The organism is Methylobacillus sp. DLP286 (genome assembly GCF_056636515.1).
On sequence record NZ_CM153145.1, the window covers coordinates 1,673,020 to 1,686,019 of the forward strand.

The 13,000-nt window shown below is 57.2% G+C and carries 15 protein-coding genes; 5 read left to right on the forward strand and 10 right to left on the reverse strand.

The window, feature by feature from the left end:
- Positions 1-16: 16 nt before the first annotated feature.
- From cgtA to rplU, 3 genes are all read right to left on the reverse strand, one after another.
- A complete protein-coding gene (gene cgtA, locus ACWXTG_RS08090) occupies positions 17-1,078 on the reverse strand; it encodes an Obg family GTPase CgtA (protein WP_480219553.1) in 1,062 nt (353 codons plus the stop codon).
- Between the two features lie 113 nt (positions 1,079-1,191).
- A complete protein-coding gene (gene rpmA, locus ACWXTG_RS08095) occupies positions 1,192-1,449 on the reverse strand; it encodes a 50S ribosomal protein L27 (RefSeq protein WP_011480439.1) in 258 nt (85 codons plus the stop codon).
- Between the two features lie 13 nt (positions 1,450-1,462).
- Positions 1,463-1,777 carry a 50S ribosomal protein L21 gene (gene rplU / locus ACWXTG_RS08100; RefSeq protein WP_011480440.1) on the reverse strand — a complete coding sequence of 105 codons (315 nt, stop codon included), beginning with the start codon at positions 1,775-1,777 and terminating at the stop codon, positions 1,463-1,465.
- A 193-nt stretch (positions 1,778-1,970) separates the two neighbouring features.
- Here rplU and ispB point away from each other — a divergent pair, with 193 nt between their 5' ends.
- Entirely contained in the window at positions 1,971-2,939 is a 969-nt protein-coding gene (ispB, locus tag ACWXTG_RS08105) for an octaprenyl diphosphate synthase (RefSeq protein ID WP_309566286.1), read from the forward strand.
- 9 nt (positions 2,940-2,948) lie between these two features.
- On the opposite strand, the gene ACWXTG_RS08110 is transcribed toward ispB, so the two are convergent.
- The 4 genes from ACWXTG_RS08110 to ACWXTG_RS08125 form a co-directional block, all read right to left on the reverse strand.
- A complete protein-coding gene (locus ACWXTG_RS08110; RefSeq protein ID WP_480219554.1) occupies positions 2,949-4,595 on the reverse strand; it encodes a TolC family protein in 1,647 nt (548 codons plus the stop codon).
- A gap of 128 nt (positions 4,596-4,723) precedes the next feature.
- The gene (locus ACWXTG_RS08115; RefSeq protein ID WP_407997247.1) at positions 4,724-6,025 is read right to left on the reverse strand and encodes an HlyD family secretion protein; all 1,302 of its coding nucleotides are present in this window, start codon (positions 6,023-6,025) and stop codon (positions 4,724-4,726) included.
- Positions 6,015-7,673, reverse strand: coding sequence for an ATP-binding cassette domain-containing protein (locus ACWXTG_RS08120; protein WP_407997246.1), 1,659 nt, complete (start codon positions 7,671-7,673; stop codon positions 6,015-6,017). Before ACWXTG_RS08120 ends, ACWXTG_RS08115 begins: the two co-directional genes overlap by 11 nt.
- A gap of 128 nt (positions 7,674-7,801) precedes the next feature.
- Positions 7,802-8,122 carry a hypothetical protein gene (locus tag ACWXTG_RS08125; protein ID WP_407993053.1) on the reverse strand — a complete coding sequence of 107 codons (321 nt, stop codon included), beginning with the start codon at positions 8,120-8,122 and terminating at the stop codon, positions 7,802-7,804.
- Between the two features lie 153 nt (positions 8,123-8,275).
- Between ACWXTG_RS08125 and ACWXTG_RS08130 the strand changes: the two genes are divergently transcribed.
- The 4 genes from ACWXTG_RS08130 to ACWXTG_RS08145 are packed head-to-tail and all read left to right on the forward strand — an operon-like array spanning position 8,276 to position 10,740.
- Positions 8,276-9,142: a prepilin peptidase gene (locus tag ACWXTG_RS08130; RefSeq protein ID WP_480219555.1), complete on the forward strand. Its 867-nt coding sequence runs from the start codon at positions 8,276-8,278 to the stop codon at positions 9,140-9,142.
- A gap of 3 nt (positions 9,143-9,145) precedes the next feature.
- Complete coding sequence (coaE, locus tag ACWXTG_RS08135; RefSeq protein ID WP_480219556.1) at positions 9,146-9,754, forward strand: dephospho-CoA kinase; 609 nt, start codon at positions 9,146-9,148, stop codon at positions 9,752-9,754.
- Between the two features lie 54 nt (positions 9,755-9,808).
- Positions 9,809-10,567, forward strand: a complete 759-nt coding sequence (gene zapD, locus ACWXTG_RS08140; protein WP_309566279.1) for a cell division protein ZapD — start codon at positions 9,809-9,811, stop codon at positions 10,565-10,567.
- Positions 10,555-10,740, forward strand: coding sequence for a DNA gyrase inhibitor YacG (locus ACWXTG_RS08145; protein ID WP_480219557.1), 186 nt, complete (start codon positions 10,555-10,557; stop codon positions 10,738-10,740). Before zapD ends, ACWXTG_RS08145 begins: the two co-directional genes overlap by 13 nt.
- 15 nt (positions 10,741-10,755) lie before the next feature.
- On the opposite strand, the gene ACWXTG_RS08150 is transcribed toward ACWXTG_RS08145, so the two are convergent.
- The 3 genes from ACWXTG_RS08150 to ACWXTG_RS08160 are packed head-to-tail and all read right to left on the reverse strand — an operon-like array spanning position 10,756 to position 12,997.
- Entirely contained in the window at positions 10,756-11,244 is a 489-nt protein-coding gene (locus ACWXTG_RS08150) for a hypothetical protein (protein WP_480219558.1), read from the reverse strand.
- Positions 11,193-12,125: a Nudix family hydrolase gene (locus ACWXTG_RS08155; RefSeq protein ID WP_480219559.1), complete on the reverse strand. Its 933-nt coding sequence runs from the start codon at positions 12,123-12,125 to the stop codon at positions 11,193-11,195. The genes ACWXTG_RS08150 and ACWXTG_RS08155 overlap by 52 nt, the downstream gene beginning before the upstream one ends.
- Positions 12,122-12,997: an ATP-binding protein gene (locus tag ACWXTG_RS08160; RefSeq protein ID WP_480219560.1), complete on the reverse strand. Its 876-nt coding sequence runs from the start codon at positions 12,995-12,997 to the stop codon at positions 12,122-12,124. The genes ACWXTG_RS08155 and ACWXTG_RS08160 overlap by 4 nt, the downstream gene beginning before the upstream one ends.
- Between the last annotated feature and the right edge of the window lie 3 nt (positions 12,998-13,000).

The window sequence follows — 13,000 nt, forward strand, 5'->3', positions numbered from 1 at the left end:
TGCCGATCCCAGCTGCCTAGCGCCCAGTCACAGAATCTGCGCCGGCACTTGCCGCAGCCTCATAGTCAGCCTGGCTGGTTTCTTCCACATGCTCCATGATGGCATAGGTCAATTCGCGGCAGCCTATGCCGGCCAATGCGGAAATGGCGAAATAACGGCCCTTCCAGCCCAGCCTCCGGACAAATTCGGCTACTTTTTCCTCGCTGTCTTGCAGCATGTCCACCTTGTTGAGCACCAGCCAGCGCGGCTTGTTGTAGAGCTCTTCGTCGTACTTGCGCAACTCTTCCGTGATGGCCAGGGCTTCGCGTACCGGATCGACGGCTTCATCGAACGGCGCCAGGTCGACCAGATGCAGCAGCAGGCGGGTACGGGACAGGTGGCGCAGGAACTGGTGGCCCAAACCTGCGCCCTCGGCTGCGCCCTCGATCAGCCCGGGAACATCCGCAATCACGAAGCTGCGGTTGGCATCGACGCGCACCACGCCCAGGTTGGGATGCAGGGTGGTAAACGGGTAGTCGGCCACCTTGGGCTTGGCGGCGGATACCGAACGGATGAAAGTGGATTTGCCTGCGTTGGGCATCCCCAGCAAGCCGACGTCGGCCAACACCTTCAGTTCAAGGTAAAGTTCGAACTCCTCGCCGGCATCGCCCTTGGTGCATTGGCGCGGCGCACGGTTGGTACTGGACTTGAAGTGGATGTTGCCAAGGCCGCCATTGCCGCCCTTGGCAACCATCACCTTCTGGCCATGTTCGGCCAGGTCCGTCAGCACCTGGCCCGTCGCCTTGTCACTGATCACGGTTCCCACCGGCACCCGTAGCAGCATGTCTTCGCCGCCAGCACCGTACTGGTCCGAGCCGCGGCCGTTTTCCCCGCGTTGCGCGCGGAAGACGCGCGTATAGCGGTAATCGACCAGCGTATTGATATTGCGGTCGGCGATCATGTAGATCGAACCGCCACGACCGCCGTCCCCGCCATTGGGACCACCCATGGCTTCGTACTTCTCGCGGCGGAATGTGGCGACGCCGTTGCCGCCGTCGCCGGCGTAGACCTTGATCGTGGCTTCGTCTATAAACTTCATGGTCGCTGTTTCACAGGTTCAATTCGTTAAGGCAGTCATCATACCGCCTAAAATACCGCTTAAAATAAAAAAGCCCTATCAGTGGATAGGGCTTTTTCCGAATCATGCCAGTATTAAGCTGGGATGATGCTGACCAGCTTGCGGCCCAACGCGCCTTTCACGGAGAAAGCCACCTTGCCGTCAACCTTGGCAAACAAGGTGTGATCCTTGCCGATACCAACATTCTCGCCCGGGTGCATCTTGGTGCCGCGCTGGCGGACGATGATGCTGCCAGCGGAAACAAACTGGTCGCCAAAAGCCTTTACGCCCAGTCGCTGTGCGTTCGAATCGCGACCGTTACGGGAACTACCGCCTGCTTTTTTGTGTGCCATTTCTAACTACTCCTTACTTAGCAGCAATCTTTTCGATCTGGATTTCGGTGAAACTCTGGCGATGGCCTTGAGTCTTGCGATAGTGCTTGCGGCGACGCATCTTGAAGATCAAGACTTTGTCGCCACGACCGTGAGCCACAACCTTGGCTTGTACGCTCGCACCTTGAACCAGAGGGGAACCAATGGTGGTATTGTCACCATCGGAAACCAACAATACCTTGTCGAGGGTGATTTCGCTGCCGACTTCGCCCGCCAACTTTTCTACCTTAAGCTTGTCACCAGCGGCTACGCGATATTGTTTGCCACCAGTTTTGATAACTGCATACATGGTTATGCCTCGTTTGCTACGCATTCAAATGAATCGGGCATTATACGGAAAATCGCATGGAAAGCAAATGCTATTATCGCCAATGCTTCCCTTGCGGCAAAATTGCAATTTCCAGGCTGGACCCCTGTCATGCAGACACTGCATCCGGCCTGGCATATGCTAGAATCCCGAGACTTATTTTTGGCAGCCAGACGTGTCCCTAGCTTTTATTCAATCGTGCATCGCAGATGACATGCAACAGGTCGATGCGGTGATTCGCAAATCCCTGCATTCCGATGTCGTCCTGATCAACCAGGTCGCCGATTATATCGTCAACAGCGGCGGCAAGCGCCTGCGGCCCGCCTTGGTGTTGCTCTCTGCAGGCGCATTCGGCCATATTGAAGCAAAGCATCATGAACTCGCTGCCATCATCGAACTGATCCATACCTCGACCCTGCTCCATGACGACGTGGTCGACGAATCCTCGCTGCGCCGCGGCAAGGCGACCGCCAACACCTTGTTCGGCAATGCAGCCAGCGTGCTGGTCGGCGATTTCATTTACTCCCGCACTTTCCAGATGATGGTCAGCATCCAGAGCATGCGGGTGATGGAGGTCCTGTCAGAGGCCACCAACACGATTGCCGAGGGCGAGGTGCTGCAACTGCTCAACGTGCACGACGCCGACATCACCGACGAAGCCTACTTGAAGGTCATCCATTACAAGACGGCAAAGCTGTTCGAGGCGGCGACGCGGCTTGGCGCCATCATCTGCGGCGCCAATGCGCACGATGAAGCCGCCATGGCGGAATACGGCATGCGCCTGGGCACGGCGTTCCAGTTGGTGGACGATGTGCTCGACCTGAGCGGCGACAGCACCGAGATCGGCAAGAATCTGGGGGACGATCTTGCCGAAGGCAAACCCACGCTGCCGTTGCTATATGCCATGCGCCACGGCACGGAAACCCAGCGTGCCATCATCCGCAATTCAATCGAGCAAGGCGGCCTAGATGAATTGCCGGCAGTAATCGAGGCGGTGAAAGCGACAGGCGCCCTGGAACACGTGCTTGAAGTCGCCAAGGCCGAAGCCGCCGCCGGCTGCAAGGCCATTACCCGCTTGCCCGACTCCGCATACAAGCAGGCCTTGCTGCAGCTTGCCGACTTTGCCGTCTCGCGAAGCTATTAAATCAGCAAATCAGGAACCCAGTTCCACTTGGCCGTACCCCAATAGGGTGCCCGTGGTATAGGCGATATCGATCAACGCGGCCTGGTAATCCACCATGGCCCGTATTTCCTTGATCTGCGACTCTCCCAGCCGGCTCAGCATTTCCAGCACCTCGGTCATATTCCGCAGCCCTTCATTGAACTGCTTGAGCTCGCCATCGTAATTAACGCCTGCCAGCATTACCTGCTGCCGCGCGGCAATGATACGCTGCCAATGCTGCTCAGCCCGATCCACCGCATCGTGGATTTCTCTTTTGACCGTCAATATCTGCAACTCTTTGGTCGCCAAGCGCTGCATACGCTGCTGTACTGCTTGCTGCAGTTGATTACGCCGTGCCTCGTTCGTCATAGGCAGCTCAAAACGCAAGCCTACGGACCAATCACTGAAGCGGTTGTCGAATGGACTGTCGTACGCCCTCGACAGGCTGCTCTCGCCAGACGACAAGGCACCATAACTGTAATCTAGGGTAAACAACGGCAAAGTCTGGTTTTGCAGGTACTCCACCTTGTCGAGGTCTGCGGCGAGCTTCAACTCCAGTTCCAACAATTCGAGCCGGCCCTGCATGGCAGATGAGATCAGCCGATTCTTGTCGAATTCGTAATGCATGAGAACAGGTTCGGACTGGGGACGGATTAATGCATTGCTGTCTATGGCATATTGGGGATCATTGAGCAGGAATAGCAATTGTCGCTGGGTTAGCTGCAATCGGGTTTTGGCAAGGATCAACGCCTCAATTCGGTCCGAAACGCCAATTTCGGCGCGACTGGCCTCAATGCCCGCGACCAGCCCCTCCTCCACCTTGCGGCGCACCATATCGAGATTACGCGCCGCCAGCTCGTATTGCTGGCGCCGGACATCCAACTCAGCCCAGGCCGCATAGAGCTCCCAGTACGCCTTGTCGATCAACGATAGCACGCGGATGGACTGCAGCCGCGTCTTGGCATCCACCGCCTGCCGGTCCAGATCGGCAATGCGGATGCTAGCTTCATTGACATTGACCCCAGCGTTACGCAACAAAGGCTGGCTGATCGAAAAACGTGTTGCGCGACGGTACTGGTCTGAGCCTAGTACGCCTTCCGTCAGTTTACGCTCGAAGGGAGTGCTCACCCTCACCACCCCCCCTGTCCTGAGCGGAATGGCAACCCCAGCCTCGCCGTCCAGATAGTCGATCTGCTGCTCTGCCTTGTCCAACTTGGCCAGCTGCCCATCCAAGAGGGGGTCCTCGGATTTGATCTGCACTATGTCGCCACTGGTCAACGGTCGATTCTCGCGCCTGCGTTGCAAGCTGGCATAGATAATATTGTCAAACTTTGCGCGCTCTGCGCCCAATACGCTTTGCGCGATTTGCTGATCGAATTGCACTACCTTCAACGAAAGATTGTTCTGCAAGGCCCGAGCCCTGACATCTGCAATCGTCAATCCATGTTCAACCCCTTTCGGCAAGAACATTTCCTGTTCGCGGCCTTGCGCCAATGCCTCATCCAGGTTCAGACGGAACCGCTCGGGAACAGACAATCCATACTGCCGCCGCGCATTTGCGAAGTCCTCTTCCAGAGTCGTTGCCTTATTCCGGCTCATGGCATTCAAATCAACGCCATTTGGCAGGTGATCGGGCATGGAATGCTCCAGTGCTGCATCCGTGCCGGACGCTGCCCAGCCCAAGCCTGGAGACAGGCCTGACAGGCTTAACCAGGCCAGTGCCTGACAACAAAGCATGACCAAGCTTGGCGGCCTATGTTGCATCATCAAGCCCCCTGGAAAGCATTGGCGGCAGGCTGCGGCACACGTGGAGGGAAACCATTCAGCACGCGCCAGACTTCATAACCAATCGAAACTTCTTCTAGCAGTATCCAGCCCCGAGCGGAACTTCCTTGCCTCAGAAAGCGTTCGGAAGGCCATTTCTGCACACTCTCATCGGGCACCACCATGACCCGGAAACGCCCGGTGCCGTCATCGCTAGCATCGACAAAGGCTACTTTACCGCCAAATGTGCCGATCGCGACATTGGGCCACCCGGATATCTGCAACGCCGGCCAGCCGTCGAATTCCAATCTGACGCGGCTGCCTGGAAGTATCAGCGCAGCATCCAGGCCCTTCACCATCAACTCCACCGCCCGCTGCTCCGTGTCGGGAATAATCACCAGCAATGGCTGCCCTTGATTGATCACCTGTGACTGGGAATTCACCGGCAACCTGAACACGGTGCCTGCGCGGGGCGCCCGCACCAATTGCGACTCCTGGCGAGCAAGGCTAATCTCGAGACTGGTCAATTCATTCTGGGTATCGGCCACCTCCGAACTGATCTTGCTGATCAGGGCGCGACTGGTATCAATATTGGCCTGAGTCTCGGCTCTGACCTGCGCTTGGCTAGCCACTGCGGATTTTTCTTCGGCTCGCGCCGAGTCCAGCGCGGCCTTGGCGCTATTCACGTTTCGAAGCGCCACCGCCCTGTCCCGCTCGGCCAATTCTACATCGCGCCTGGAAACCAACCCTTCCTGTACTAGGCGCTGCATTCTGCCAACCTGGAAATCGGCCGCATCCAGCATAGCCTGGGCGGATGCAACGCTTTCAGCCGCAGCTACGACTTTCTGCTGAGCAACATTCAGGCCATAATCCACGGCCGCTATCCTGGCTTGACGCACAGCCAGCAAGTTTTGCAACTGCACTTCATAAGCCTGCAATTCATCCTGCTTGGCCTTGAGCTTGGCAGCGACGGTCTGGCGTTGTGCCGCCAGCCTTTCCTTGAATCTCGGATCGACATCGCTGATTTCAAGCAAGGGATCCCCTGCATTGACACGCGACCCCTCCCGCACGAACCATTGCCTGATTACGCCGCCCACCGGGGCATCCACGCTTTGACGCCTTTCCAGTGGAGCAAATGCGGTCACGGCGCCCATGGCCTGCACATTCTGTTGCCAGGGGAGGAACAATATCAAGGCCGGTACGATAAAACACGACACCACGACCCAGAACAGGATGCGCTTTACCAGCCTAGGCGTGACCGTATATTGCGAGAACTGCTGGTTGTCAATAATGTCAGGCATCATGATCGGGCAACTCCAGCACAAGGGTTTCGTCGCAATGCTGTGCGATCGATGCACGACGCGTCATGATGACAAGGCTGCACGCTGGCAAATCAAGCATCAAGGGCAGGGCGCGCTGCAGGTCAGCCTCATCCAGGTAGTCGAGCAAGCCATCCACAATCAGCAATCCTGCCTGGCCAATAATCGCCCTGGCCAGCATCAAGAGATTGATCTGTGTAGTGGAGAGCGGCGCACCATTGACTGAAAGCTGAGTATTAAAGCCATCCTGCAACTGGTTGATGCTGGACATCAGCCCCAGCCTGCCCAGCAGCTCAGTCACCTCTCCGATCGGAATATCATTCCGTCCGATCAGGATATTCTCAATAATACTGCCTTCAATGATCTCTAGCTTTCCGACACAACCAATATGTTGGCGCAGCTCGTTCAGATTGAATTGATCAATAGCGATATCATTGAACTCCACACGCCCACTTTCTGGCTGCTTCAAGCCAGTGAGCAATGCCGCCAATGAGGATTTTCCGCTGCCAGCAGCCCCCAGCACAGCAAGGCTGCGACCAGGCTGTACGGTAAAGCTGATGCCAGATTGCAAGGCAGTATGCCGCAGATAGTGATAGCTAAGATTTACGGCGCTCAACTTGATCGGCCGCTTTACCTCTACTTGGCGTAAAGGCGCCTTTTCTTGGGGCAAGTCCTGGATATAGCCAATTTTGTCCAGGCTGGCGAGCAGGTCGTAATAATATTCAAGCTGGCCGATAAACCGCAGGAAGGAAGCCAGCACTGCGAAAATGATCAACTCCGCCGCGACGAATTGTCCCAGGTTGATCTGCCCCTTGATCACCAGCGTGCCCCCCAGGGCCAGCATGGCAGTGCCGCCCAAGGCATAGATGAGGACGCCCCCCAGATATTGCTTGATGAGGATGCGGAAATGCGCGCTCCGCTTTTCCAGGTATTCGGACGCCAACTGGCTGGTGCGCTCCTGCGCCAGGCTCACGCCCGAGGAGAATTTGAAGGTATTGAGGTTGCGGGCAATCGTTTCGAGCCAGGCGGCCAATTCGAACTTGGCATGGGACTCCGCAATCGCCGTCAATGGGGCCTTGCGGCCGATGACGTAGACAATCACCAGGATGATGAGCACGACCAACGCCACCACCACGGCGAAATACATGCTATAGAAAACCAGGATGATGCTGCCCACCACCCCTTGCAATATGGTCGCCACGCCTATCGTCAGCAATGTCGCGACTGACTTCTGCACCGACGTCACCTCGAAGAAGCGGTTGACCAGCTCCTGTAGGTCTTCCGCATCCGCCGCATCATATTTCGCGCCTTGCGTCTTGTTGGCGGCGTCGGTGGCAATCCGGCAGAAAATACGGCGCTGGATGAGCTCGACGATAAAAATCTCCAGCACGTAGAACAAACCTGCAAGCAGCAGGAAGATGAACAGCATGAAGGAAATGATGAGCAACGGCTTCATCAGGCTGCCCATGGTGACCGTATTGATGAGGGCCTGTACCGAAATCGGAATCGCCAGGTTGATGAAGCCCACCCCGCCCATCAGGATGATGATCAGCAGGATGTCTTTGCGTTCCAGGCTCAGCAGGTCGATCAATCTTTGCCGGGGCGGTATTTTATGTAAGGTATCGTTGTTCATTCTTCATTGTTCACTCTAACCCAGCAAAACGACATTGCCATCTAGACTTAGTTCCGGAAAAACGCTCCTCGTAATATCAAAAGAGCCCTGCGAACAGGGCTCTGTATCATACCGCTTAACTCCAGCGATCAATTCAACGTTATAAGTTCTCCATTCTCAGCATGATAGTAGCTGAGGTGGGCGCAATGGCTGGTCCTGGTGGTCAGCGAACCGTCAAACAGGGACTCGCCATCCACGTCGACCGTGGCGTAGCCATTGTGGTAGAGGGTAACTTCCGCCTGTTGCCGTCCGTGACGCATGGCAAAGCTCATGTAGTTTTCATCCTCGGACTCGTCATAGACTTCCCAGTCGCCGTTACCTGTCAACTGTTCCAACCAACCCGATAAATCCACTTCGACGCGGCAAACGACAGGGGTCTCCCATGCGGTTTGAGCTGCAGTATTCATCATGTGCATTCCTTTCAGGTTAGTGATGAGAAATATTGACAACTATTACGTGGCGATAATTTTCCTGATTTCAAGTCCATCCAGAACGCTACGACTGCGGTTGCCATACTGATATAACGGTGCGATGATGCGGAAAGTTTACCGACAACCCAATTTATGCCTGATTTTGTTTTGCTGGATGTCTTGAGGGACAACCCCGCGCTCTTCATCACCTGCTCCGTCCTGCTGGGACTCATGGTGGGCAGCTTCCTCAATGTCGTGATCCACCGCCTGCCGCGCATGATGGAACTGGCCTGGCAGGCCGAGCGCCTGGAAGCGGAAGGCAAGCCCCAGCCGGAACAAATCCGGTACAACCTTGTCACTCCCCGCTCCCGCTGTCCGCATTGCCAGCATGCCATTACGGCTATCGAGAACATCCCGGTCGTCAGCTACTTGTTCCTGGGCGGCAAATGCAGGCAATGCAAGGCGCCCATCAGCCCGCGCTACCCATTGGTGGAAATCCTTGCGGCAACGCTGACCGGCCTCGCGAGCTGGCATTTCGGCTATTCGAGCCTGGCCGTGGCAAGCTGGCTCATTATCTTCGCCCTGATCGCCTTGACCTTTATCGACCTCGACACGCACCTGCTGCCGGACGACATCACACTGCCGTTGCTTTGGGCGGGCTTGCTGTTCAATATCAACCACGGCTTTACGGATATCACGTCTGCCGTGGCCGGGGCCTCTGCGGGATATCTCGTCCTCTGGTCTGTATACTGGCTGTTCAAGCTGGCCACGGGCAAGGAGGGGATGGGCTATGGCGACTTCAAGCTCCTCGCAGCGCTGGGAGCCTGGTTTGGCTGGCAGTTGCTCCCGGCTGTCATTTTATTATCATCAGTCGCTGGTTCCATCATCGGCATCGGCTTGATCGTGTTGACCAAGCATGGGCGGGAAACCCCGATTCCATTTGGCCCATACCTGGCCCTGGGCGGGATTGCAGCCCTGTTTTTCGGCAAACAACTCTCTCAACTATATCTAGGAGGCTGATAGATGTACGTAGTTGGACTCACCGGCGGCATTGGCGCCGGCAAAAGCGAAGCGGCAAGAATATTTAGCGGGCTGGGCGTGCCTGTCGTCGACGTCGATGTCATTTCACGCCGCCTGACCAGCGCCGGCCAGCCCTTGGTGGCGAAAATAGCGGAAGCATTCGGCGCAGAATATGTCACCGCGGATGGCGCCATGGACAGAGGCAAAATACGCGATCGCATCTTTGCCAACGATGCCGACCGCAGGCTGCTCGAGTCCATCCTGCATCCCGCCATCCACAGCGAGGCCCTGCGCGAACTGGAAAACTACAACCAGGCCCCGTACCAGATACTCGCCATCCCGCTGTTTTTTGAGTCAAACCGCTACGAAGGCATCGTCAACCGTACCCTGTTGATCGACTGCGACGAGGACAAGCAGATCAGCCGCGTGGTCAACCGCAACGGCTTCACCGAGAAAATGGTGCGTTCCATCATTGCCGCCCAGGCATCGCGCAGTTTTCGCCGCGCGCTCGCCAACGACATCATCGACAACAACGGCACTATTGAGGAACTGGAAGAGAAAATCCGCCTGATGCATGAAAAATTCATTAAGACTTGCATAGTTAGCGAATAAATCTGATAATTCACGATAGCTTTTATAAACAAACGGATCAGCCTCGAGAAGCCCGTGCCTAGTTACGACTATCCTTTTAACGAACGCATCCGTACCCTGTTGCGTCTGGAAGACCTGTTCACCAAGGTTTTGCATAACATTGAGGGTGAGCACGAGTTTGTCCACCACAGCGTCCTGCTTTCCATTTTCCAGATCCTGGACATCATCGAGCGGGCCGAACTCAAGATGGACCTGCTGCAAGAGCTAGACCGGCAGAAAATGGTCATGAACAACCTGCGCGGCAACCCCTCGATCGAGGAAAAGGTGCTGAACGACCTGGTGACCGATATCGAAAATGCAGCGCGGCCGCTACGCAATACGCCCGGCAAGCTTGGGCAAACCCTGCGCGACAACGAATGGCTGATGAGCATCAAACAGCGCTCCGTCATCCCTGGCGGCGTCTGTGAGTTCGACCTGCCTTCCTACCACTACTGGCTGGGACTGAGCAGCGAGCGGCGCAAGCATGACCTCAGCGTCTGGATGAGCCCCTTGATGCCGCTGTACGACGCCATCCGCATCATCCTGCACATCCTGCGCGGCAGCGGAGCGACTTCCAGCATGACCGCCGTCAACGGGGCTTACCAGCAAATGCTGGGAGGCGCCAAGCCAGCCCAGATGCTGCGTGTGGAGATCAGCGACGATACGCCCTGCTTTCCCGAAGTGAGCGCCAACAAGTATGCGATCAATATCCGCTTCAACAGCCTGGACAACGCCCAACGGCCACGTCCCTGCGACTCCAACATCGACTTCTCATTGACACTGTGCAACCTGTAGGCAAGGAACTGGTTCCCTGCCCGCAATGCGGGGAATTGTCGGAATACTCCAGTGCAAACCCATATCGTCCGTTTTGCTCGGAACGCTGCCGCCTGATCGACCTAGGGCAATGGGCCAGCGAGAGCTATCGTATCCCGGACACCAACCCCAAGCCTGACGACGACGAATACTAACGCACGAATAGTGGGTTAAGGCTGGGTGCTGAATTCGAGTGTATATTGAGTCTTTAATGGCTGGGACGGACGCTTGATATCGAGCGTCATTACCCAGTCGCTACTTCCGCTCACGCATACCGGCAGGGTGACCATGGCGCGCCAGCTGCCATCAGGCTGCTGCTGGAGGCGGTAGCGGTTGATTCCCATCTGCATATCCTGCATATCAAAGCTGGCTTGCACCGACTCCGCCTCGGGCAGCGTTACTCGCATCTCGAACGCCTGCATGACCTTGGGTGTTGTCATCGCCTGGATTGTCAGGTCGTCATGGCGGCATCCGCGCACAATATCCTCGCAGGCGATCGCTAACGGTTCGACCGTGGCTCCGCCAGGCTTCAGCCATAAATAAGCCGCCAGCACCAGCGCGGGCACTAGCACAGCCGCCAGTCGCGCCAATAACTTGCGCGACATGATCAGCCCCACGCTCCGCGCATCATGGCGATACCATGCGCGCCATGCTGCCATGCCTGCTCCATATGCGCCTGTTGCAAACCGCCCAATGCATAGATTGGCAGGCTGCTGCCTTGCGCCAAAGCGGAAAAGCCCTCCCAGCCCAGCACCTGGGCCTGGGGGTGGCTCAATGTAGGCAACACGGGAGACAACACCGCAAAATCCAGCGCCAAGGATTGGGCGTGCGCAAGTTGCTGGGCATTATGACAAGAGGCAGCGCACAGCATGCCGTCCGGACGCTCCGAAAGCGCCATCAGGCGCTCGGAAGACAAATGCACCCCGGCCATGCCCAATGCCCGTGCAGCCTCGATCTCGCCGTTGAGCAACACCTTGGCCTGGTAGGGCTGCGCCAGCTTGAGCACTTGCTCCGCCAAACGCTGCAGACTCTCCGCAGGCAAATGCTTTTCCCTCAGCTGCAGCAAGCGCAGCCCTTGGTCCAGGGCGTACTGCAAGCGTTCCAGGAAGCGCTGCTCGCCCAACTCGCCCGCATTGCTGATCGCATAGATGGAAGGCAGGCCCAGGGCTGCCAGGATAGGCTCATTGGCAGGCAGCATCGGGCCTACGTTCAATGCGGCAGGATGTTGCCAGCTCAATCGCTGACCTTCGCAGCCGTGCGGCTCGTGCTGCCATTCGCGCACGATGAAAAAATGCAGTTCCACCTTGCGGTCAGGATACTCGAAGCGGCGCAACAGCCAGGGGTAGGCACTTTCCACATCGACCCCAAGTTCCTCGCGCAATTCCCGCACCAAGGCGTGGCACGGAGTCTCGCCGGACTCTATCTTGCCCCCGGGAAACTCCCACCATCCTTCCCAAGGCTTGCCGGCAGGACGCTCGGCTAGCAGCACCTGGCCGTCAGGGCGTTGCAATATGGCTACGGCGGCACGCACTACGCTCATGGATGTCTGGTTCCTGCCAAGGCCTGGCGGCCGACATAGTCGCGGGCGAACTGATACGCTACCCGGCCGCTGCGTGCGCCTCGGGTATGCGAAAACAGCAAGGCGGCGCTGCGGGTTTCCTCGTCCACCTGTTCAATACCGTAATGCTTGAGCCATTGCGCGACTACCGCCAGGTATTCATCTTGGCTGAATGGATAGAACGACAGCCAGAGGCCGAAGCGCTCGGACAACGATACCTTTTCCTCGGTGGTGTCCCCCGGCCTGATCTCGTCGCCGTGCCGCGTCACTTCCAGGTTTTCCGACATGTACTCAGGCATCAGGTGGCGGCGGTTGGAAGTGGCATACACCACGACATTGTCCGATGTCGCCGCGATCGAACCGTCCAGCACCACCTTGAGCGCCTTGTAGCCCGGGTCACTGGACTCGAAGGACAGGTCGTCGCAGAAAACGATGAAGCGCTCCTTGCGCTCGCGCAGCAAGGCGACGATTTCCGGCAATGCCACCAAGTCCTGCTTGTCCACCTCCACCAGGCGCAAGCCCTGGTCCGCAAACGCGCCCAGCACCGCTTTCACGAGTGAGGACTTGCCGGTGCCGCGCGCGCCGGTCAACAGCACGTTGTTGGCTGGATGGCCATGCACGAACTGCTCCGTGTTGCGCACAATCTCGGCCTTTTGCTCATCGACGTTGCGGATGTCGTCCAGGCTGATATGGTGTGGATACTCCACGGCCACCAAGTGGCCGCGCCCGTTCAATGTCTGCCAGCGCCAGGCAATGGCGTTCCAGTCGGGTTCGGGTGCCGGCGGCGGTAAAAAGCTTTCCAGCCTCGCCAGCACCGCTTCGGCACGAGTGATCAATTGCTCGAGATCGGCCATGAG

Excerpts from the sequence above, each read along its gene's own strand:
- cgtA (WP_480219553.1), bottom strand. The coding sequence starts at position 1,078 with ATGAAGTTTATAGACGAAGCCACGATCAAGGTCTACGCCGGCGACGGC.
- rpmA (WP_011480439.1), bottom strand. The coding sequence starts at position 1,449 with ATGGCACACAAAAAAGCAGGCGGTAGTTCCCGTAACGGTCGCGATTCG.
- rplU (WP_011480440.1), bottom strand. The coding sequence starts at position 1,777 with ATGTATGCAGTTATCAAAACTGGTGGCAAACAATATCGCGTAGCCGCT.
- ACWXTG_RS08110 (WP_480219554.1), bottom strand. The coding sequence starts at position 4,595 with ATGCCCGATCACCTGCCAAATGGCGTTGATTTGAATGCCATGAGCCGG.
- ACWXTG_RS08115 (WP_407997247.1), bottom strand. The coding sequence starts at position 6,025 with ATGATGCCTGACATTATTGACAACCAGCAGTTCTCGCAATATACGGTC.
- ACWXTG_RS08120 (WP_407997246.1), bottom strand. The coding sequence starts at position 7,673 with ATGAACAACGATACCTTACATAAAATACCGCCCCGGCAAAGATTGATC.
- ACWXTG_RS08125 (WP_407993053.1), bottom strand. The coding sequence starts at position 8,122 with ATGATGAATACTGCAGCTCAAACCGCATGGGAGACCCCTGTCGTTTGC.
- ACWXTG_RS08130 (WP_480219555.1), top strand. The coding sequence starts at position 8,276 with ATGCCTGATTTTGTTTTGCTGGATGTCTTGAGGGACAACCCCGCGCTC.
- coaE (WP_480219556.1), top strand. The coding sequence starts at position 9,146 with ATGTACGTAGTTGGACTCACCGGCGGCATTGGCGCCGGCAAAAGCGAA.
- ACWXTG_RS08150 (WP_480219558.1), bottom strand. The coding sequence starts at position 11,244 with ATGGCAGCATGGCGCGCATGGTATCGCCATGATGCGCGGAGCGTGGGG.
- ACWXTG_RS08155 (WP_480219559.1), bottom strand. The coding sequence starts at position 12,125 with ATGAGCGTAGTGCGTGCCGCCGTAGCCATATTGCAACGCCCTGACGGC.
- ACWXTG_RS08160 (WP_480219560.1), bottom strand. The coding sequence starts at position 12,997 with ATGGCCGATCTCGAGCAATTGATCACTCGTGCCGAAGCGGTGCTGGCG.